This is a genomic window from Demequina iriomotensis (genome assembly GCF_000971395.1).
Taxonomy (GTDB): domain Bacteria; phylum Actinomycetota; class Actinomycetes; order Actinomycetales; family Demequinaceae; genus Demequina; species Demequina iriomotensis.
Genome location: NZ_BBME01000010.1, coordinates 318,389 through 337,973 on the forward strand (window position 1 = coordinate 318,389; position 19,585 = coordinate 337,973).

Below are 19,585 nucleotides of genomic sequence, written 5' to 3' on the forward strand. Positions count from 1 at the left end.
TCAGCACTCCTTCAGGGGGTCGGCGGCGTTGCGCGCGTGCTCCTCGTCGAGCAGGGGCAGGTCCGCGCGGGTCACGAGGCGCGCGGCGATCGCGTGCTCGACCAGGCGCGCGCGGCGGTTGGTCGCATGCCCGCGCACACCGCCATGCAGCCCCGGCACGCCGGCGCGCGTGAACTTGTCGCACACGTTGTCGAGCTTGCGGTTGAAACGGGTGAGGCTCCATCCCAGCCGTGCCGCGGCGGCCGCGGTCGCGGGGATGTCGCTCATCGACACCCCGTCCCGCCGCAGCATCGGCTCCGCGAGCGCGACGATGAGCACGCGCTGCGCCGGGGTCAGGAGGACGTCCCCGAGCGTGGACATGGCGTCCTCGCCCACCAGGCTCGGCGCGTCGTCGAACGTGGGCGCGTCGGACAGCAGGGTGAGCTCGTACGTGGTCGAGCCGGCCGTGAAGATCACGGACATCGCCCGGAACACCAGGGGGATCCGCGCGCCAGGGGCGAGCCACGCCTGCACACGCCCGAATGCGTCCGTCACCGTCGCGGACAGGCGCGACCCGATGTTCTCCAGCCACCACAGCGACCCGACGACCCGGAGCCGCAGCAGGTGCCGGTGGAGGAACCGGTTGTCGTCGATCGCGAGGTCTCCCTCGCGGCCGATGACGAAGGCTTCGCCGGGCTGCACCACGTACCGCTCGCCCGCGAACTCGACCGTCACCGGCGCGAGCGCGATCTCGACTGCGTCGGTCACGAGGCGCACCCCTCGACGGGATCGGAGACGCGGCCGTCGCCGGCGACCACGCGCACCTCGATGCAGCTGCTGCCGGACTCGTCCACGTCGAAGGACACCTCGGGCTCGGCGACGGGCGCGAAGCTCGCGTCGGTGCCGACCGTCCGCCACTCGAAGCGGTCACCGTCCGCGAGCCCCTCGGCGGTCCACGTGAAGGTCGCGGTCGCGCCGTCGACGGTGCCGGCCAGCCCGGTGGGCGCGGCCACCTGCGACACCTCGATGACGTCGATCGGTCCGGGGCCCATGGTCTCGACAGCATCGACCTCCGCACCGGGGTCCTCACCGCCGCCGAGAGCGACCGCGAGGGCGATGCCGCCCGCGATCACCACGGCGCCGGCACCGCTCGCGATGAGCATCGTTCGCGACCGGCGCGGCGCCTCCGCCGGAGCCAGGGCCTCGGCGGCGACCGCGGCCGGGCCCGTCTTGAGGATCGTGTCGTCGACCTCGGGCGCGCCCGGGACCTCCCGGGTGAAGCCGCCATCGGCGGAAGCCCGCATCACGGTCGCTCGCTCGTCTTCAATCCCTGCAGCGGGCGGCGGCGCCATCGTGCCCCAGCTCGAGGCGCGCCGCGGCGGCATCGTCGTGCCCGTGTCGACGATGTCGCGCGGCGCGGGCGGGCCCGTCGGGTCGATGCTGGTGACCGCGCGCACGCGGGTGCGGCCGTCCTCCTCATCGTCTTCCTCGCCAAGGTCGATCGAGTCGTCGAGCACGTCGACCTGGGTCACGGACATGGACAGCTGCGCCTCGACCTGCTGGAGGGCGTGGGCGAACTCGAGCGCGGTCGCGTAGCGCGCCTCGGGCCGCTTCGCCATCGCGGTCGCGAGCACCGCGGTGAGCGCCGCCGGGATGTCGGCGCGGCGCAGCGGCGGCACGGGCGTCGAGACGATGCGCTCCATGACGATCATCTGCGTCGACTGCTCACCCGGGATCTCGAACGGCGAGTGGCCCGCGAGCAGCGTGTACACGGTCGCGCCCAGGGCGTAGACGTCGGTGCGTCGCGAGCTCACCGGCGGGTCCTCGAAGCTCTCGGGCGGGCTCCACGGGATCGACATGCCCAGGGAGTCGCCGCCCGCGTCGACCGCGCCGGCGATGCCGAAGTCGGTGAGCGCGGGCCGGTTGTACGCGGTCACCAGGATGTTGGCGGGCTTGATGTCGCGGTGCAGGATCCCGGCTCGATGCGCGGTCTCGACGGCTCCCGCGACCTGGACGCCGACGCGCAGCGCCTCCGCGATCCCGAGCGGCTCGCGCTTGTAGCGCGCCTGCATGTTCGCGCGCGGGCAGTTCTCCATCACCAGGTACGGCCTACCGTCGCCCGCCACGCCCGCCTCGTAGATCGATACGATCGCCGGGTGGCTCGACAGCTGTGCCATCACGTGCGCCTCGGCCGTGAAGCTCTCGGCCGCCGCGGTGTCGAGCCGGTCGGCGAGGAGCACCTTCACCGCGACCTCGCGGCGCGGCATGTGCTGCTGATAGAGGAACACGTCGGCGAAGCCTCCCGAGCCGAGCAGCGCCCGATACTCGAAGCCCGGCAGCTCGGGCGGCGCCGATGCGGCGCGGCGCGGGCTCATGAGAGGCCCTCGAGGGTCACGGTGACGCCGTCGCCGAGCTCGAGGACATCGCCGTCGAGCAGAATGGTCGCCTCCTGCGGGTGCAGCCGCATCGGGTCCTTCCCAGCGCGCGTGAGTACCGTGCCATTGGTGCTCGCGAGGTCGACCGCGAGCACGGCGCGCCCCTCGACCCGCAGCTCCACCTGCGATCGCGAGATGTCCTGCGTGGGGCTGTCGACGGTCACCAGGTGCGGCACGTCACCGGTCGAGCGGACCGCGCGCGGCCGTCTGCCGATCACCGCGGAGCGGTCGAGCGTCACCACGTCCCCGGTCGACAGCCGGGCGGTCGGCACGCGGCGCTCGGGCGCGGCGGCCCCCTGCCGCGAGACCGCCTGCATGGCGCGCAGCTGCGCGACCGAGACCGTGAGCCCGTCGTGATCGCCCAGTGGCGCCTCGGCAGCGGCGGACGGCGCGGGCTCCGGCGCGGGCGGGCCGTCGCCCGTGAGGTGGAGAGGCACCCCCGAGATGAGGCCCCCGCTCGAGGCGGCCGCGGGCGACGGGGCCGGGAGGGACGATGCAGGGGCGGGCTCCAGCTCGCACGCCGGCTCCGCGGGCGAGGCGTCGGGCGCGGGGGACTCAGCGGCCTCGTCCTCCTCCCGCACCGCGGCGCCCTCCACGCTGCGGAACACCGTCCTGCCGAAGAGGTCGTCGTACGTGGCCTCCTCGTCGGCGGCGGGCTCCTGGACCACGGCGGGCGGCGGCACCATGGACGCGACGGCACGCGTCGCGCCGAGGTCATCGTCCTCGTCGTCGCCGTGCCACAGCGTCGCCTCGGGGGCGAGCGTCGCGTGCTCGTCGGCGGTGGCCGGCTCGAGGGCAGCCGCCAGCGCAGGAACGGTGATCGGCTCGGGATCCGCGGGGACCACCACCGGAGCGTCAGCAGGAGCCACGGCCCGTGCCTCGACCGGTGCTGCGCCGATCGCCGTGCCTCCCAACGTGACCGACCCGGACATCACCACGGCCGACTCGACGGGCAGTGCATCGCCTGCGTTCGACCCGCCTCCGCGCAGCTCGACGGCCTCGGCGTCGGCCAGCACGCGCTCCGCCCACGTGGACACGCCGGTCCCGACGGCCGCGTCGTCAGCGGCGCGTGCCTCGACGTCGCCCCGAAGCACCACGCGGATGCCGCCGGGCTCGCGGCGCGCGAAACCGAAGTCCGGCAGCGCCGAGAACCCTCCCGCGGCACCTGCGAGCACCTCGATCACCGCAGGGAAGCCTCCACCCCCGGCGAGACGGGCGTGGACGGCTACCGCTGTCTCGGTACCGACCGCCGGGGGCAGGAGGACCGCAGCGTCCTCGACGACCACACCGAACCAGGCGCCAGGGCTATACAGATGCATCGTGAGCCTCCTCGACAGGGGTGCGCGGGACGGTGTCGTCATCGTCGTCGTGCGTCGTCACGCACCCGGCCTCGACGGCGAGCGCGTCGATCACGATCACCGTCACGTTGTCCCGGCCTCCGGCCGCGAGCGCCTCGCCGATGAGACGGTCGGCGGCCGCGCGAGGGTCGGGTTCGCTCGTGAGGACGTCGGAGATGAGTTCGTCGTCGACCTCGCCGGTAAGCCCGTCCGAGCACACGAGCACGCGGTCGCCCGTCGCCGCGGGCAGCAGCCAGAAGTCCGCTTCCGAGTGGGAGCCGGCCCCGATCGCCCGCGTCACCACGTTCCTGTCACGATGCGTGCGCGCCTCCGCCGGGGTGATCTCACCGTCGTCCACCATCTCCTGGACCACCGAGTGGTCGACGCTGATCTGCTCGAGGCGGCCTCCCGCGAGGCGGTAGGTGCGTGAGTCCCCGACGTTGACCACCAGCCAGTAGCCGGCGCCGGCGTGCTCCGCGATCGCGGCGAGGGCGAGCGTGGTCCCCGCGACGGGACCGCCACCCTCGGCGATCACGTCGACGGCGGCACGAGCGCGGGCGAGCGCCGCGCGGGCATCGTCCACGGCGATCGAGGTGCGTCCGGCGAGCTCCCCGAAGCACGCGATGACGGCGGCGGACGCGAGCTCACCCGCCTCATGACCGCCCATCCCGTCGGCGACCACGAACACCGGGGCTGCAGCGAGCATCGCGTCTTCATTGAGCTTGCGCCGCAGGCCGGTGTGGCTCGCGGACCCACTCGCTACGATGACCGGCGCGCTCATCGTCCGCCCCCTTCGCTCATGCGCTCCTGGCGACGGCGTGCCGCGTGCGAGCGCAGCGACAGCCGGGCCCGGACGCGCCCGAAGGGCCCGCGCGCCCGGTACGCCGCCTTGATGTACGCGTCGACGTCGTCCCAGTACGCACGGGTGTCCTCCGCAGACCAGTCGGCGGGGCCGAATACCCCGGCATCGGCACGCCGCGCCAGCGCGACCGCCGCGACGCCGCCTTCCGGGTCGAGCGCACGCGCATGCTCGATGCGTGTGGCCCCCGGCTCGAGGTCGACGCCCGTGTCGACAGCCGCATCGGTGAGCTCATCCCACGCGCCCGCGACAGCGTCCGCCGGGCGGTCGGCACGCCGCCGCCGACGTCGGCGCCTCGCCTTCGCGAGAAGGATGACCAAGAACGGTGCGAACAGCAACGCGAGGCTACCTGCTCCCGCCACCACCAAGACCGCGATGGACCGGACGGTTTCGAGCAGTTCGCTCGGCTTGTCCTGGACGGCGTCGAGGTCGCGCGCCTCGTCCGCGTCGACATCGGCCGGCGGCACGGGCGGCGGCGGAGGCTGCAGCACCTGCGGGACGGGATCGCGGTCCGGAGGCTCCGTCACGTCGGGCACGGTCTTGTCCGGGTCCGGCGCCGCGTCGACCGCGACCCATCCAGAGCCCACGACGGGCACCTCGACCCACGCGTGCAGCTGGTCGGCGGTGAGCGCCACCGTGCCGGAATCATCCATCACGAATCCCATGACGACGCGCGAGGGGATCCCCTCGGCCCGGAGCAGGAGAGCGAGAGCGGCCGCGTACTGCTCGTCGTCGCCCATCATCGGCTCCCCAGTCATGAGGGCGTCGAGCCGTTGCGCGCCATGCCCGGCCAGGGACGCTGCCTCTCCCTCGAGACCGTGCGAGAAGTAGCCGGTCTCCTGAAGCCAGTCCGCCAGCGCCGCCACCCGCTCCGCGCCAGTCGCGTCGCCAGCGACGCTCGCGCCCGTCTGGACCAGCGACGCCGGCACGCTTGTGGGCACGGGAACCGCGACGTCCTCGATCGCGTCCTCGCCCAGGTCCTCGAGGGTCACGCCTGCGACCGGCACGTACTCGAGCGTGTACGCGTCGCCTTCCGCGAGACCCGCGGGCGACGCGAGGGTCCCGGTCGCGCGGTTCGCGTACACCGCGCGTGGGCCGTCCTGGTCGTCGGCGAACGCGATATGGGACAGCGCGCCGATGCTCGGCACCCAGATCCCACCGAGCGCACCGACCGTCACGGTGACGGTGGTTGTCGTGCCCCGTACCGGCGGAGCGGTCGCGGCGGACTGGAAGGATCCTGAGCCCGCCTCTCCTGTCGCGCCGACTCCGAACACGGTGCCGTCGTACGAGTCGAGCGACGCGAGCCGGACACGTGTCCCGGCCTCGGCACCCTCGACCGTGAGCAGCACCGGGGAGTCCGGGTCCGCCATGAGACCGCGCCAGCGCTGCAGCGGGGAGGGGTAGTCATGCACGTCGAACGGCGGCTCGACATGGTTGCGCACCACGTCGCGGGACGCGCCGCTCGCGACGGTCCCGGGCAGAAGGATGGCGCCGGCGCCCGCGACCGCCACCATCGCGACGCCGCCCACGATCGCGGTCCACGGCGCTGCGACGTCGCCCTCGGACGCCTCGTCCGCACGACGCACCGCGCGGCGGACCCACGCGAGCCACAGGGAGCCCCCGATCGCGACGACCACGGCCGCCGCGACGGGCATGCTCACCAGGTAGGTGCCGAACGCGACCGCAAGCATCAGCAGCCCGAGCACCGGGACGATGCCCCAGCCCGGGCGGCGCGAGCGCAGCACGATCGAACCCGCGGCGAGGGCGGCGACGGCGGTCGCCACGAAGGGCACCAGGAGCGTGCTGTCCTGGCCGTATACCGGGGCGTCCGCGGTGACGAGGTCCTTCCAGGACGTGCCCAGGCCGATCGCGGCCGCGGACACGGTCCGGAAGTTCGGGGCAAGACCCCACGCCGCCTCGCCTCGCAGCGCGAACGGTGCGGCGAGCATCACGACGGACGCGACCGCGACAAGCGACACGAGATACCAGGGCCACGACCAGCGCGCGCCCGCAACCGCGAGTGCCAGGCCGATCGTGAGGCCACCGCCTCCCGCGATCGCATATCCCCAGCCCGCGAACGTGGGTGCGAACGCCCACACGGCCACGACTAACAGCACGACGAGCGCTCCGAGGAGGCGCGCACGAGTCGCGGCGCTCACAGTGGAGGGGCCCTCGGTCATCGTCCGCCCTCGATGCGCAGGCGACGGTCGCCCATCACCACCTCGTCGCCCGGCGCCAGACGTACCGCGATCCCCGGCGCCACGCGCTCCTCCGCTCCCGAGGCGTGGCGCACCAGCGTGCCGTTCGTCGAGTGCAGGTCGCGCACCGTCACGGTGCCCGACTCCAGGACGAGCTCGAGGTGCGTCTTCGACAGCGAGCGCGTGCCGTCAGCGACCGCGACGGCGCTCACGCCCGGCTCCGGATCGGGGTTGCGGCCGAAGCGCACGGGGCCCTCCAGCGGGACTCGCGTGCCGTCGTCCCAGACCACGACCGCCGCGTTGACCATAGTCGCGGCGGGCGCGGACATGCGGGTGGCGTCGAGGTCGTCGTCCTCATCCGCCACGCCCGTGTGCGCGACGACCGGCGCGGGCTCCGCCGCGTGCGAGGCGAAGCCGGGCACCGAGGTGATGACGGACGCGGCTGCCACGGGCGCCGCGGCGATGGGCACGGCCACCGGGACCGGCGCGGGGGCGGGCGACGGCGCGGGTGCCGCCTCCGGCTCCGCCGCGGGCGCCGTCTCGACGGCTGCCGCATCGATCTGGACCGCGGTGATGGGCGCGGGGACCGGCGCCGCGAGCGATGCCGGCTCCGGCGCATCGTCCCCAGGGAGGACCGAGGCGGCGACGTCGACCACGGTCGATCCGACGATCTGATCGTGCCAGCCACGGCCGCTCGAGGACAGCACGGACAGCGGTGCGAAGGGGATCAGCCCGAGCAGGATCCACCGCCCCACGGCGCGACCGCGACCGAGGGGCAGCCCCGTGGCCGTGTCGACCACCGTGAGCCCCATCTTGCGGTGGCCGACCGAGCCCTTCGCGGTGCCCTTCGAGGACATGTACGCGAGCGGGATCGCGAGCGACAGGATCCACAGGAACACCGTCGCCGCCGTCGCGGCGCCCACGTCGGAGGCGTTCGCGAGCACGGCGAACACGATCGCGAACGGCACGAGCGCCATCGCCCACACCACGAGAGCGTCGAGCAGGTAGGCGCCCAGGCGCTTCCCCGCCGTCGTCGGAACCAGGGTCATCACAGCCTCCTCAGCGCCGGAGCAAGGTCCGACAGGTCTCCGATGGTGAGCACCGCCACGTCGCCGATCGTGTGGCGCGTGAGCGTCGCACCCGCCTCGCACACGAGCGCGATGGTCTGGGCGGCGACGGGCATGTGCGCGGCGGCGCGGGCGATGTCCGCCGGGGTCGCGTGCGGTCCCGAGATCAGCACCGCGACCGAGGCGCCGGGCACGGCGTTGCCGGTCCGCAGCGCGAGGTCGACGAGCGTGCCGCGCCGCAGCGGGGTGGGGCCCACCTCGGTGAGCCCGTCGAGAACGGAGCGTCCCGAGCGCGACGGCACGGACCGGTCCTGCAGCATCACGGCGACCTGTCGCTCCTCGCGCAGCGCCTGCACCGCGATCGAGGCGGCACAGGAGATGGCGAGTTCGAAGTCCTCCTCCGCGCGGTACTCCTCCTCGTTCGAGCTGAGCGCCACGGCGAGCTGGGTCCGGCGGGTCTCCTCGAACTGGCGGACCATGAGGCGACCGGTGCGGGCGGACGAGCGCCAGTGGACGTAGCGGCGATCGTCGCCCGGGACGTACTCGCGCAGCGCATGGAAGGAGATGTCCGCGCTCGACAGGTCGCGCGTGGGCAGCCCCTCGAGGTCCTGGAGCAGGCCCTTCGCGGAAGCGTCGAGGGTGACGGTGCGCGGGTGGACGTAGAGGTCCTGCCGCGGCACCCACTCGACCTGGCGCGCGAGCAGGCCGAGCGGGTCGCCGCGCAACGCGCGCAGTGGTCCGACGGACAGCACCGCGCGACGATGCGTGGGGATGGTGAAGAGGTCCTCGTGGGTCTCGCCGGCGCCCAGACGGGGCACGGCGAACTCGGCGACGCCCTTGCCCACCTGGAGCTCGACGCGCAGGGCGCCCACGGCGCGCGAGGCCGGGTTCACCACCTCGATCGCGCCGACCGCGCGCTCGCCCACCACCACGCGATCGCGCGAGAGGTCGAGCCGCGCGGCGTGCCCCATGCCGCCCGCGAGGAACGGCGTGGCGACGGCGACCAGCAGGATCGCGGCGAGGCCCATCGCGGCGACCTCGCTCCAGTCCCAGCGGATCGCGACGGCGACGAGCGCCGCTCCCCCGCCCACCAGGCTCCACGCGACCCAGCTGGGGATGCGCGCGAGCGCGCGCGCCTGTGCCCACGGCTCGGCCAGCAGCTCGCCCAGGCCCTCATCCCACCAGCGCATCAGCGGAGCGAGCGCGCGCAAGATCGCGAGCCGGGCACGATGCGCGGGGGCGCCTCCCGCCCGGTCCGCGGCGCGCGCCTGCTCCGTCACGCTCATGCCACCGCGGCCCGCGTCTGCGGCGCGGCGACATCCGCGAGGACCTTGCCGAGCACGCCCACGGCGGTGGCGCCGCCGAACTCCGCCTCGGGGTCGAGCACCAGGCGGTGCGCCCACACGGGCTCGGCGAGCTGCTTGATGTCGTCCGGCGACACGAAGTTGCGGCCCTGCGCGGCCGCCCATACCTTCGCGGCGCGGATCATCGCGAGCGCGCCGCGCACCGACACTCCCAGGCGCGTCTCGGACGCGTTGCGCGTCTCCTCGGACAGCTGGGCGGTGTAGCGCAGCACCGCGGGGTCCGTGTAGACCGTCGCCGCGAGGTCCGCCATGTCCGCGACCGCGTGCGAGGTCGCGATCGCGCTCACGCGCGTCGCGGAGTTGCGCACCGCCGAGCCGCCGAGGATCTCGGTGGCCGCCGCGAGGTCGGGGTAGCCGATCGACGTCTTGATGAGGAAGCGGTCCAGCTGGGCCTCGGGAAGGCGGTAGGTGCCGGCCTGCTCGATCGGGTTCTGGGTCGCGATCACGAGGAACGGGCGGCCCGCCTCGTGGGTGGTGCCGTCGATGGTGACCTTCGACTCCTCCATCACCTCGAGCAGCGCGGACTGCGTCTTGGGCGACGCGCGGTTGATCTCGTCGGCCAGTACGATCGACGCGAAGATCGGCCCTCGATGGAACTCGAAGCGCCGCGCGTGCTCGTCCCAGATGGTGACGCCCGTGACGTCGGACGGCAGCAGGTCCGGGGTGAACTGGATGCGGTTGGAGCTGCCGTCGATGGTCGCGGCGAGCGCGCGGGCGAGGCTGGTCTTGCCCGTGCCGGGCGCGTCCTCGAGGAGGACGTGGCCCTCCGCGAACATCGCCGTGAGCACCAGCCGGATCACGTCCTGCTTGCCCAGCACGGCGTGGCCGACGTTGTCGACGAACTTGCCGAAGGTCTCGGCGAACCAGGTCGCCTGCTCGGGGGTCATGGTCATGGGTGCTGCCTCTCTGTCCGCGTCACCAGGCCACTCCTGGCGTGGTGACGGTGCTGCCGTCGACTCCGTAGATCTTCACCGAGTAGGTCCGCGCGAGCCCCGCGTAGCAGACCGTCTGCACGGTGCCGTTGGCGGGGAAGCTCATCGAGAACGTGAGCGGGTTGTTCGACGCGTCCGTGAACTGGACCCCGTTCTCGAAGCACGCGTACGTGTACGTGCCCGCGGGGAAGTCCTGCGTGGTGACGCTCATGAAGTAGCAGCCCCCTCCGCCGTAGTAGCTGCACGTCGAGGTCGAGGTCCGGTTCGAGGACTTCTTCAGCGTCGCCGTCGGGTCCGGCGGGTCCACCGCGGCGGACGTCTTGGTCGCCGTGCTCGTGTTTGAGGACTCCGTGGCGGTCACCACCACCTTGATCGCGGCGCTCTGGCCGTCGCTCAGGCCGGTGACGGCGATGTCCTTGGAGCCGCTGGTGAAGCCCGACACGGTCGCCGGCGTGCACGAGGTCGAGGTCGACTTGGTGGTGCAGACCGCGATCGAGGTGATCGCACGGCCGTTGGTCGGGCTCGGCGCCGTCACGCGGAACGTCACCGTGTTGGTGCCCGGCGTCGCCGTGATGGTCGCGGTGCCGATCGGCGTGTAGGGCACCGCCGCCAAGGACGGCGTCGAGGCCGGCCCGGTGTACGTCACGCCGGCGACCACGGAGACCGCGCGCACGGCGACGGTGTAGCTGGTGCCGGCCGTGAGCGGCCCGATGACGCCGCCCGCAGGCATCGCGGTCCACGCACCGTTGCCGTTGAGCTCGTACTGGTAGGAGACCTGGTCGACGGTGGCGCCGTTGCGCGGTCCCGGCGTGTACGCCACGGTGATCTTCCCGTCGGAGGCCGGCGTGGTCGCCGTCACGGACAGGGGAGCCCCCGGCGGGTTGACCACCTGCAGGGCCGCCGACTGCGCGGACTCGGCGCCCGCCTCGGGAGCCTTGTTGTGGCCCACCACCGCGAAGGAGTACAGGGACTCCGAGGTCTCGACCTCGATGATCGCGGAGGTCGCTCCGCCCTCGACCACGGTGGACTTCACCAGCGTGGCGCCCTGGTAGACGTTGAGGTCGTAGCTCGACACCGGATCGCCGTTGCCGTCCGCCTCGCTCCACGTCACCTCGACCTGCCGCCGCTCCCCCACCTGCTCGAGCAGCGCCGCGCTCGGGGCCGCGGCGGCGAAGGGCGCGCCCGCAGGCACTTCCGACGCCGAGTACTCGCTCCACGCGGAGTCGCCGGCCTCGTTGGTCGCGAGCAGCCGCACCTGGTAGGCGACGCCGTTCTCGAGCGCGTCGATCACGGCGCTGGTCGCGCCCGCCTTCGCCTGCACGGGCGCGACGGTCGCAGGCGACACCTCGAGCGTGTAGCCCTCGAGCGCGCTGCCGCGGTTGCCGGGCGCGGCCCACGTCACCGCGACCTCGCCGTCGCCGAAGGCGAGCGTCGGCGCGCCGGGCTGCTCGGGGACGATGTCCGGGGTCGCCGACTCGGACGCCGCGGAACGGTCCGACTCGCCCTTCGCGTTGGCCGCCGAGACCTGGAACGTGTAGGACGTCGCGTTGTCCAGGCCGGTGTACGTCAGCAGGCCGGCATCCGCAGTCTTGCTGCTGCCGTCCGAGGCGTACACGGTGTACCCCGTGATCGCCGAGCCTCGGCTGTCGGGGGCGTCCCACTCGAGCGTCACCTCCGAGTCGCCGACCGCGACGATGCGCGGCCGCGACGGCGCGTCGGGACGCGCCGCGACCGTCACGCGGATGCGGCCCTCGACGATGCGCGTGGGGTCCTCCGTGTAGTCCTGGACCGCGTACTTCACCACCACGGTGCCGTAGGTGTCGGCCGTCGGCGTGATGGTGACGGTGTCGCCGTCGATCACGGGGTACGCGGCGTCACCGGACTCGACCGCGGCGGAGATGAGCGTGAGGGGACCCTTGTCCGCGAACGGGTTGAAGTCGCCGTCGAGCGGGTGCACGGTCACGGGCTTGCCCGCCACCGCATCGGCCACCGCGTCGTCGACGGTGGCAGCGAGCGGACGCGCGGAGGCGACCACGCTCGCGGTCACCACGGCGCCGACCGGCGCGGAGCGCCCGTCCGTCACGGTGACCGGGATCTCGAACACATCGCCCTTGACCGCGCCCGGCGCGGTCACCGTCAGCACGCCGTCGGTCACCGCCGCCTCGACGCCACGCGGCACGCCCTCGCCCAGCGCGAAGCTCAGCACATCGGCATCCTCGGGGTTGGCGTCGCGTGCGAGCGGCGCGAGCGGCAGCGACGCCGCGTCCTCGCCCTGGCCCAGCTGAAGGGTCGCCCCGACCAGCGTGGGCGGCACGTTGTCCCGCGGCAGCACGGTGATGGGGACGGTGAGCCGCGAGACCCGTCCGGACGGGTCGTCCACCGTCGCGCCGTCGGTCACCTCGAAGGTCAGCGCGTCGGGGCCGTAGTAGCCGTCCTTCGACGTGTAGGTGAGCGTGCGCTCGTCGACCACCAGCGGGCTGCCGTCGCCGAAGCTCGCCCGCACGCGTTCGGCTGCCGTGAGGATCGCCGGGCGCCCGTTCGAGGTCGCGACCAGGTCGCCCAGCCGCACCGTGATGGAGTCGCCGCTCAGGATCTCGATGCCGGCGCCCTGCTTGAGCGTGGGACGCCCGTCGCCCGCGCCGGGCACCAGGATGAAGGCCGAGTCGGAGAGCCCGTCGGGGTCGGTGACGGTGTACCGGATCACCTGGCCCTGCTCTCCCGGCGTCACCGTGACGGTGCCGTCGTCGTTGACCGTGCCGGCGAGCGGATCGACGTCGATGGCGAGCCCCGCGAGCACGCCGTCCGGGTCGTCGTCGTTGGCGAGCACCGCGACGTCGACCGTCTCGACGCCGGTGATTTCCTCGAAGGTGACGCGGTCGTCCCGCGCGATCGGCCGCGCGAGCGGCGCGGCGGGGTCGACCGTGACGCGCACCACGCCGAACGCGCTCGAGCCGAGCTCGTCGCGGATCGCGTACTGCACTGTGCCCGTGCCGGGGTCTCCCGCGGTGATGACGATGCGGGAGCCGTCGACCTCGGCCTCCAGGCCCTCGCTCGCGATGAGCGAGCCGTCGACCAGCGACAGCGCGTGACCGTCGGGGTCCGAGTCGTTGGCGAGCGCGCTCACGGCAACGGTGCCGCCGGGGCGGATCCGCACGTCGTCGGCCACCGCGACGGGCGGCTGGTTCGCCTCCTCCTGAGGAGCGATGCCCACGCGCACGGTCGCGGTGCCCTCGAGCCCGCGCGTGTCGCGCACCACGTACGTGAAGGAGTCGCCGCCCACCGAGGTGGGGTACGCCTCGTACGTAAGCCAGCTCTGGCCCACCTCGACGATGCGTCCCTTGGCGGGCGCCTCGTCGATCCCGGACAGCGTGACGGTGTCGCCGTCGGGGTCGGCACCGTCGAGCTCGATCGGGATCCGCACGGTGGTGCCCGCGATGGTGCGGGCCACCACGGCGGCCGGGCGCGGTGCGGTGTTCTCCGCGTCCTTCGCCACGATCTTGAGGGTGACCCGCGCGGTCGCCTTCTGCCCATTGGTGTCCGTCACCTGGTAGGTCACCGTCTGCGTGCCGCTGGCGCCGGCCGCGGCGACGAAGCGGACGGCATCGCCCGAGACGAAGGCCTCGCCCTTCCTCGGGTCGTTCTCCGCCTTGAGGTTGGGTAGCGGCGCCTCGGCGTCGAGCCCGAACGCGAACCCGTCGGGATGCGTGTCGTTGTCGAGCACGTCGACGGTGACCACGTCGCCCGCGCGCACCACCGCATCGTCATCCCTGGCCAGGGGCGCACGGCTGCGCGCGTCGGCAGGCACCGGGATCACCACCAGCTCACCCTCGGACTGGTAGGCGCCGTTGGACACCCGGTAGCGCACGGTCACGGGCGTGGTGATGCCGGTGACGTTGGTGACGCGCAGGATGCGATGCTCGAGCACGGCGACCGAGATGCCGGCACCGTCGGGCACGGTGACGGACTGCAGGACCAGCACCCCGCCGCCCGGGTCGGAGTCGTTCGCGAGCACGTCGGCGAGCACCGATCCGCCCGCGGGGACCAGCGCAGTGTCCTGCACGGCGATGGGCGGCTCGGTCACCTTCTCGTCGGCGAGCACGTCGATGCGGACGATGCCCTGGGCGGGCTCGCGCTGGCCGAGCACCGCGCCGTAGAGCACGTAGTACGTCCCGGCGCGGTCGGCCTCGAATGTGAAGTAGCCGGAGTCGTAATGCGGCTCGACGCTCGCGCCGGCGGCCTCCGTGGTGTCGAGGCTCGCGAGCCTCAGCGGCTCCCCTGATGGCGAGTAGTCGTTCTCGAGCGGGCGCACCACCACGGCCTCCCCCGCATGGGTGGTGACCTGGTCGGCGTTGGTGACGATGTCGCCCGTGCCGGACTCCACGACGGTGACGTCGATGCGACCCGGCGCGCTCTCGACGCCGTCGCTCACCTCGATCGCGACGGACGTGCGGCCCGTGCGGCCCGAGGTCGCGCGATAGGTGACGGTGCCGTCGCCCGCGAACTCGACCGTGTCGCCGTTCTCGACCGTCGCGCTCTCGAGGTAGATGGTGTCACCCTCGGGGTCGATCCACGCGGGCAGCACGTTGTAGGTGAACGTGCCGTCGACCTCGACGGTGAAGGACGGCGTCTTCTGCGCGCGCTGCACGGGCGCGCTGTTCTCGTCGGCGGTCGCGAGGCGCACATCGACCACGGCCTCGTCGGTGCCGCCACGCCCGTCCTCGACGCGGTAGCTGAAGGTGGCATGCCCCGACGCGCCCTCCGGCACCGTGACCTGGACCGCGGCCCCGTCGCGGATGGGCTGGATCACCAGGCCCTTCGCACCCGCGGTGTCGACGATCGACGCCGTGAGGACGTCGGCGTCGCGGTCGTAGTCGTTGTCCAGGATCGGCAGGATGGTGGTGCGGCCCACGCGCGCGCCGAACTCGTCGTCGTTCGCAACGGGAGGCGTGTTCTTCGGGTCCCGGTCCTCGATGAGCGGCGTGATCTCCTCGGTGTCGGGGTCCTTCTCCTTCTGGTCCTCCGTGCCGGCGAAGTCGTCCCAGTTGTCGACGATCTCGAGGTCGGACGCCGCCGTCCACGTGGTGCCCGAGGGCAGGTCGTTGAGGCGGATCAGGTCGCGGTTGACCCGGAACGCATAGGCCGAGTCGGCCGGCGCGCCCGGGATCTCGACCGCGCCGGTGTCGGCCGCATCGTCCCCGCAGTCGCGGACGAAGAGGTTCGCCGCGCCCCATGCGCCGTAGGCGCAGTCGCCCAGCACGGCCGGCGCGGCTGCGACGCCGGACGCGTCGCCGAGAGACACGCGTGTCGCGGGCGAGCCGTCGAGCGGCTGGCTCACCAGGCCCGAGGAGTCGGCGTAGACCACCGCGTCGGCGTCCGGTCCGGGCTGCTGGAGCACGGTCGTCTCGGGATCGTCGACCTCGACCGCGCCCTCCGGGAGCGTGAGCGTGCCCGCCTCCACGTCGAGGATCACCAGCGTGTCGCCGACCGTGGTGGCGGCGAGCCTGGCACCTAGCGCCGCCGCACCGTCGGGGGAGGACGCGCGTGGCTGCGGTGTCACGGAGGGCTCGGGCGACTCCGCATCGCCCTGGTCGATCCGCACCACGCCGAGCTCGGCCGAGGCGCCGTAGACCACTCCGGACTGCGACGCCACAGCGACGGCGCCGTCCCCGAGCGTCACCGCGGGCGTGGAGGACTCGGCGTCGAAGGTCGCGACCGCATCGGCGGCCATCACCCACAGCGAACCCGACTCGGCATCGAGGACCGACAGCCGGCCGCCGCCGAGCGACACGTCGGAGGCGAGCGGCAGCGCCGCGGTGCCCGTGGCGGTCACGGTGGCGGGGTCGACCAGGGACAGCGTGTGGGAGCCGATGCTGTGCGCGAGGACCATCGCGCCCTCCTGGAGGACGTCCAGCCCTCCCGAACTCTGCGCGAGGGCCGCATCGATGACGCGTGACTCCTCGTTGACGCGTCCCAGCAGCGAGTCATGGTCGTTGGTCACCCAGATGCCCGCGTCGTTGAGCTCGAGCTCCTGCGCGGGCACGCCGTCGTAGACCACCGCGACGCCGACCACGAGGCCGAGGGCGAGGACCGCGGCGATGACGCCGGTCGCGCGACCGCGCCCAGGAGTGGTCCCCCACGCTCGCATGCATCCCCCTCAGTCGTTCCCTCAGCAGCCACCCGTGACGCTAGGCGCGGCCCACGGCGGAGGCGATGGGCAGCGCTCCCCATGCCGGGGTGGCTGAGCGCAAGTATTCGAGGGGGAGCACACCCCATCAAGCCCCCAATTCCTGCGACCCCAGAAGCGACGACGAGTCGACATTCCGCCGTTTTCCTCGCAATACGTTGTGATGCCCCTGGCTTACAACTGTCTAGATCGGCTAGGTTGCGCCTCATGCAGACCCGACGGACTTCAGCACCCGTGCGCGTGCTCGCCGTCGTCGACCACCCACTGCTCGCCGCGGGGATTCGTGCCGTCGCCGCATCCGAGGCGGACCTCCGCGTGGTGCGATGGGAGCGGTCGCTCGCAGCCGTCGACCTGCTGCGCCCGGACGCGGACGTGGTGGTGCTCGACCTGCGCCTCGAGGATGCGAGCGTCGCAGCGGTGAGCGTCGCCAGCCTCGTCCGCCACGGCGTCCCCGTGGTCGCGCTCACGATGCGGGGGGACGAAGCCCTCGCCCGCGCCGCCCGTCGCGCAGGTGCCGCCGCGACCGTCGCCAAGGAGGACGAGCCCGACGCGCTCGCGCGCGCGGTCCGCACGGCCGCCGCGAGGCCGCCTGCGCCCCCCGCCCCCGAAAACGACGGCCCCGCGCATGCGAGGCTCACCGAGCGCGAACAGCACGTGCTCGCGCTCTACGCCGGCGGCGCCACCGCGCGCGAGGTCGCGACCGTCCTGGGCATCTCGCCCAACTCCGTCCTCGAGCACCTGCGCCGCATCCGGGCCAAGTACCGGCGCGCGGGACGGACAGCCGCCACCCGTATCGAGCTGCTGGAGCGCGCCTACGAGGACGGGCTCATCGTCGAGGGGTGACGGACGCGACGGTCACGCGAAGTCCAGCGTCCACACCTTCAGGGTCATCGGCACCCCGCGGTACTCGTCCTCCATGGTCCCGCGATCGATGAAGCCCAGCGTCCGGCACAGCGCGTTCGAGGCGACGTTGTCGACGTTCGGGCACGCCATCAGCACGGTCGGGAGCCCGCCGGCGAGCGCGCTCCTACGCGCCTCGTCGACGACCAGCCGCACCCCGGCCGTCGCGGCGCCCTGGCGCTGGAAGCGCGGGAGGATCATCCACCCGGCCTCGAGGCACGGCGCGCCGTCCCACTCCGACTCCCACCAGCCGACCGAGCCCACGGCGACCGGCGCATCGTCCCTGCGCACCGTGAACATGTGCGGGCGGCCGGAGTCCCAGCCGCGGATGTACTGCTCGTGGCGGCGCCGCACGCGCGCGGGCGTCTCGGGACCGGCGAGGTGCTCCATCATCTCGGGCACGTTCGCGTCGACCAGCACCGGCAGGTCCGCGTCGGTCCAGCGGCGGATCCGGTAGCCCATCAGAGCCCCTTCTCCGCGTCGGTGAGCAGCCCGGCCCAGCCCTCGTAGTCGCCGCCGTGCTTCTCGGCGATGCGCTCGCACAGGTCGACGGTCTCGCGCAGGAAGTCGGGCACCAGCGGCGTCCGGTACGCGCGCACGAACAGCATCCACTCGGGGATGTCATGGCTCGGCTCGACCAGCTCGTGGCTCACGCGCATCGCCCGGAGCTCATCGGCCGCGGCGCGGACGCGCGGCTCGGACGTGAAGCTGAGGAAGAACTCCGACTCGCGCGGGGCCTCGGCCTCGGCGCCACGGGCGATCATCGCGTCGAGCTGCTCCGCATCGTCGCTCCACAGCTCGAAGGGGCCCACGCGCTTGCGCCCGCCGAAGACCTTGGTGAGGAAACCCATGGCTCCACGCTAGCCGCGCCTGACCCGGGACCCCGACCGCTCAGGACGATGCGGGACGGCGCATGACCTCGACGAAGCCGAGCCGCGAGTACAGCGCCTTGCCCGCCTCGTTGTCGTCGTACACGGTGAGCGCCACCTCGCGCTCACCCACGGCCTTGAGGGCGCGCGCCGAGGCGGCGAGCAGCCCCGCGGCCACGCCTCGACGCCGATGGTCCGGCAGCGTGATGCAGTCGAGGATGTACGGGCAGTCCGGGAGGTCGTCCCGGAGGGTGCAGCGGTAGACGGCCGTGACGAATCCCGCGATGTAGTCGTCCTCCGTGAGCGCGACCGGCGACGCCACCGGCATGAACTCGCCGGCCTCGTTGCGGAACATCGACTGCGTGAGCTCGACCACGCCGTCCCAGGTGTCGAACGGCGTGCGCCGGGGATAGCACTCCCACGCTGCGGCCGCGACCCACGGGATATCCTCCGGCACCATGGCCCGCACGTGCGGCCACGGCTGCGCGGCTTGCAGGATCGCATCGACGGGGGCGACCATGACGATGCGCTCGACCGTGGACGACGGCGCTCTTTCCGGCATAGGGGGACCGTATCACCCGAGCCCTTGACATATACCCCCAGGGGTATGCATACTGAGGGGGACGCGGCCGGAAGCCCCCCTCTCCCGGCCGCGAACCTACAACCCCGAGGAGAATCCCATGTGCTCTCGCATCACCTGCAGCCAGTGCGGCAAAGCGACCTGGACCGGCTGCGGCCAGCACGTCGACCAGGCCCTGGCCGGCGTCCCGAACGACCAGCGCTGCACGTGCGACCAGGGCGGCGGCTCCGGAAGCTCGTTCGGCTCGATGTTCTCGGGCATCTTCTCGCGCTGACCCGCGCACGGACGCGCGGGTTCTCAACCCCGGCGCGCCGACCGCAAGGCCCCGCCGCCGTCCCACCGGACCGCGGCGGGGCCTTCGCCTTTCGGGGGACCTTGGCCCGCACCGGGCGGCACAGCGTGCCGTTATGCTCGTCCAGCCCTCATCCCCCACCCCTGGACAGGCATGATCGACTTTCAGAACCCCTCGTTCATCAAGCTCTCGCGCGTCGACCCCGCAAACGCGGACGGCCAGTTCGCCTCCCTCCTGCTCGACGGCGAGCAGATCATGATGGCGTTCCGCGGCATGCGCGACATGGTGGTCTTCACCACCAAGCGCATCATCGCCCTCAACGTGCAGGGCATGACCGGCAAGAAGAAGGACTTCACCTCGCTGCCCTACAACCGGATCCAGGCCTTCTCGGTCGAGACCGCCGGCACCTTCGACCGTGATGCCGAGCTCGAGGTCTACTTCTCCGCGCTCGGCAAGGTGAAGTTCGAGTTCGCCGGCAGCACCGACGTCGCCTACCTCGCGAAGCTCATCGGCCACTACGTGCTCTGAGCCTCGCGCTCCCGGCCTACCCCCTGCCACCTCTCAGCGCGCTCCCAGACACCGTTGATGG

Annotated in this window: 15 protein-coding genes; 3 read left to right on the forward strand and 12 right to left on the reverse strand. The window is 72.8% G+C overall.

All coding sequences use genetic code 11. The features are described from left to right. Genes AOM09_RS04990 through AOM09_RS05030 form a run of 9 tightly spaced genes read right to left on the reverse strand, consistent with a single transcriptional unit; the run spans position 1 to position 16,316 of the window. Positions 1 to 747, reverse strand: coding sequence for an FHA domain-containing protein (locus AOM09_RS04990; protein ID WP_174452911.1), 747 nt, complete (start codon positions 745 to 747; stop codon positions 1 to 3). Continuing rightward, the gene (locus tag AOM09_RS04995) at positions 744 to 2,354 is read right to left on the reverse strand and encodes a serine/threonine-protein kinase (RefSeq protein WP_062385133.1); all 1,611 of its coding nucleotides are present in this window, start codon (positions 2,352 to 2,354) and stop codon (positions 744 to 746) included. The genes AOM09_RS04990 and AOM09_RS04995 overlap by 4 nt, the downstream gene beginning before the upstream one ends. After that, on the reverse strand, positions 2,351 to 3,733 hold the full coding sequence (locus tag AOM09_RS05000) for an FHA domain-containing protein (protein WP_156162244.1): 1,383 nt from the start codon (positions 3,731 to 3,733) through the stop codon (positions 2,351 to 2,353). The genes AOM09_RS04995 and AOM09_RS05000 overlap by 4 nt, the downstream gene beginning before the upstream one ends. After that, the gene (locus AOM09_RS05005; protein ID WP_062385137.1) at positions 3,720 to 4,532 is read right to left on the reverse strand and encodes a PP2C family protein-serine/threonine phosphatase; all 813 of its coding nucleotides are present in this window, start codon (positions 4,530 to 4,532) and stop codon (positions 3,720 to 3,722) included. The genes AOM09_RS05000 and AOM09_RS05005 overlap by 14 nt, the downstream gene beginning before the upstream one ends. Further along, positions 4,529 to 6,790: a transglutaminase-like domain-containing protein gene (locus AOM09_RS05010; protein ID WP_062385139.1), complete on the reverse strand. Its 2,262-nt coding sequence runs from the start codon at positions 6,788 to 6,790 to the stop codon at positions 4,529 to 4,531. Before AOM09_RS05010 ends, AOM09_RS05005 begins: the two co-directional genes overlap by 4 nt. Continuing rightward, complete coding sequence (locus AOM09_RS05015) at positions 6,787 to 7,857, reverse strand: RDD family protein (protein WP_062385142.1); 1,071 nt, start codon at positions 7,855 to 7,857, stop codon at positions 6,787 to 6,789. The genes AOM09_RS05010 and AOM09_RS05015 overlap by 4 nt, the downstream gene beginning before the upstream one ends. Beyond that, positions 7,857 to 9,161, reverse strand: coding sequence for a DUF58 domain-containing protein (locus AOM09_RS05020; protein ID WP_156162245.1), 1,305 nt, complete (start codon positions 9,159 to 9,161; stop codon positions 7,857 to 7,859). The genes AOM09_RS05015 and AOM09_RS05020 overlap by 1 nt, the downstream gene beginning before the upstream one ends. Then, the gene (locus tag AOM09_RS05025) at positions 9,158 to 10,132 is read right to left on the reverse strand and encodes an AAA family ATPase (protein WP_062385145.1); all 975 of its coding nucleotides are present in this window, start codon (positions 10,130 to 10,132) and stop codon (positions 9,158 to 9,160) included. Before AOM09_RS05025 ends, AOM09_RS05020 begins: the two co-directional genes overlap by 4 nt. A 22-nt stretch (positions 10,133 to 10,154) precedes the next feature. Next, the gene (locus tag AOM09_RS05030) at positions 10,155 to 16,316 is read right to left on the reverse strand and encodes an Ig-like domain-containing protein (protein ID WP_062385147.1); all 6,162 of its coding nucleotides are present in this window, start codon (positions 16,314 to 16,316) and stop codon (positions 10,155 to 10,157) included. A 246-nt stretch (positions 16,317 to 16,562) separates the two neighbouring features. Between AOM09_RS05030 and AOM09_RS15325 the strand changes: the two genes are divergently transcribed. Next, on the forward strand, positions 16,563 to 17,198 hold the full coding sequence (locus AOM09_RS15325; protein ID WP_169747614.1) for a response regulator transcription factor: 636 nt from the start codon (positions 16,563 to 16,565) through the stop codon (positions 17,196 to 17,198). Positions 17,199 to 17,210: 12 nt separating this feature from the next. Here the strand turns inward: AOM09_RS15325 and AOM09_RS05040 are convergent, their stop codons facing one another. The 3 genes from AOM09_RS05040 to AOM09_RS05050 are packed head-to-tail and all read right to left on the reverse strand — an operon-like array spanning position 17,211 to position 18,686. Further along, complete coding sequence (locus AOM09_RS05040; protein ID WP_062385151.1) at positions 17,211 to 17,717, reverse strand: GNAT family N-acetyltransferase; 507 nt, start codon at positions 17,715 to 17,717, stop codon at positions 17,211 to 17,213. Further along, positions 17,717 to 18,106 carry a ribonuclease E inhibitor RraB gene (locus AOM09_RS05045; RefSeq protein ID WP_062385153.1) on the reverse strand — a complete coding sequence of 130 codons (390 nt, stop codon included), beginning with the start codon at positions 18,104 to 18,106 and terminating at the stop codon, positions 17,717 to 17,719. Before AOM09_RS05045 ends, AOM09_RS05040 begins: the two co-directional genes overlap by 1 nt. A 40-nt stretch (positions 18,107 to 18,146) precedes the next feature. Then, on the reverse strand, positions 18,147 to 18,686 hold the full coding sequence (locus AOM09_RS05050; RefSeq protein WP_082098851.1) for a GNAT family N-acetyltransferase: 540 nt from the start codon (positions 18,684 to 18,686) through the stop codon (positions 18,147 to 18,149). 118 nt (positions 18,687 to 18,804) lie between these two features. Between AOM09_RS05050 and AOM09_RS15330 the strand changes: the two genes are divergently transcribed. Continuing rightward, positions 18,805 to 18,978 carry a DUF8730 family Cys-rich protein gene (locus AOM09_RS15330; RefSeq protein ID WP_169747615.1) on the forward strand — a complete coding sequence of 58 codons (174 nt, stop codon included), beginning with the start codon at positions 18,805 to 18,807 and terminating at the stop codon, positions 18,976 to 18,978. Between the two features lie 171 nt (positions 18,979 to 19,149). Next, complete coding sequence (locus tag AOM09_RS05055) at positions 19,150 to 19,524, forward strand: PH domain-containing protein (RefSeq protein WP_062385158.1); 375 nt, start codon at positions 19,150 to 19,152, stop codon at positions 19,522 to 19,524. Positions 19,525 to 19,585 lie beyond the last annotated feature (61 nt).

Excerpts from the sequence above, each read along its gene's own strand:
- AOM09_RS04995 (WP_062385133.1), bottom strand. The coding sequence starts at position 2,354 with ATGAGCCCGCGCCGCGCCGCATCGGCGCCGCCCGAGCTGCCGGGCTTC.
- AOM09_RS05000 (WP_156162244.1), bottom strand. The coding sequence starts at position 3,733 with ATGCATCTGTATAGCCCTGGCGCCTGGTTCGGTGTGGTCGTCGAGGAC.
- AOM09_RS05005 (WP_062385137.1), bottom strand. The coding sequence starts at position 4,532 with ATGAGCGCGCCGGTCATCGTAGCGAGTGGGTCCGCGAGCCACACCGGC.
- AOM09_RS05010 (WP_062385139.1), bottom strand. The coding sequence starts at position 6,790 with ATGACCGAGGGCCCCTCCACTGTGAGCGCCGCGACTCGTGCGCGCCTC.
- AOM09_RS05015 (WP_062385142.1), bottom strand. The coding sequence starts at position 7,857 with ATGACCCTGGTTCCGACGACGGCGGGGAAGCGCCTGGGCGCCTACCTG.
- AOM09_RS05020 (WP_156162245.1), bottom strand. The coding sequence starts at position 9,161 with ATGAGCGTGACGGAGCAGGCGCGCGCCGCGGACCGGGCGGGAGGCGCC.
- AOM09_RS05025 (WP_062385145.1), bottom strand. The coding sequence starts at position 10,132 with ATGACCATGACCCCCGAGCAGGCGACCTGGTTCGCCGAGACCTTCGGC.
- AOM09_RS05030 (WP_062385147.1), bottom strand. The coding sequence starts at position 16,316 with ATGCGAGCGTGGGGGACCACTCCTGGGCGCGGTCGCGCGACCGGCGTC.
- AOM09_RS15325 (WP_169747614.1), top strand. The coding sequence starts at position 16,563 with ATGCAGACCCGACGGACTTCAGCACCCGTGCGCGTGCTCGCCGTCGTC.
- AOM09_RS05040 (WP_062385151.1), bottom strand. The coding sequence starts at position 17,717 with ATGGGCTACCGGATCCGCCGCTGGACCGACGCGGACCTGCCGGTGCTG.
- AOM09_RS05045 (WP_062385153.1), bottom strand. The coding sequence starts at position 18,106 with ATGGGTTTCCTCACCAAGGTCTTCGGCGGGCGCAAGCGCGTGGGCCCC.
- AOM09_RS05050 (WP_082098851.1), bottom strand. The coding sequence starts at position 18,686 with ATGCCGGAAAGAGCGCCGTCGTCCACGGTCGAGCGCATCGTCATGGTC.
- AOM09_RS15330 (WP_169747615.1), top strand. The coding sequence starts at position 18,805 with ATGTGCTCTCGCATCACCTGCAGCCAGTGCGGCAAAGCGACCTGGACC.
- AOM09_RS05055 (WP_062385158.1), top strand. The coding sequence starts at position 19,150 with ATGATCGACTTTCAGAACCCCTCGTTCATCAAGCTCTCGCGCGTCGAC.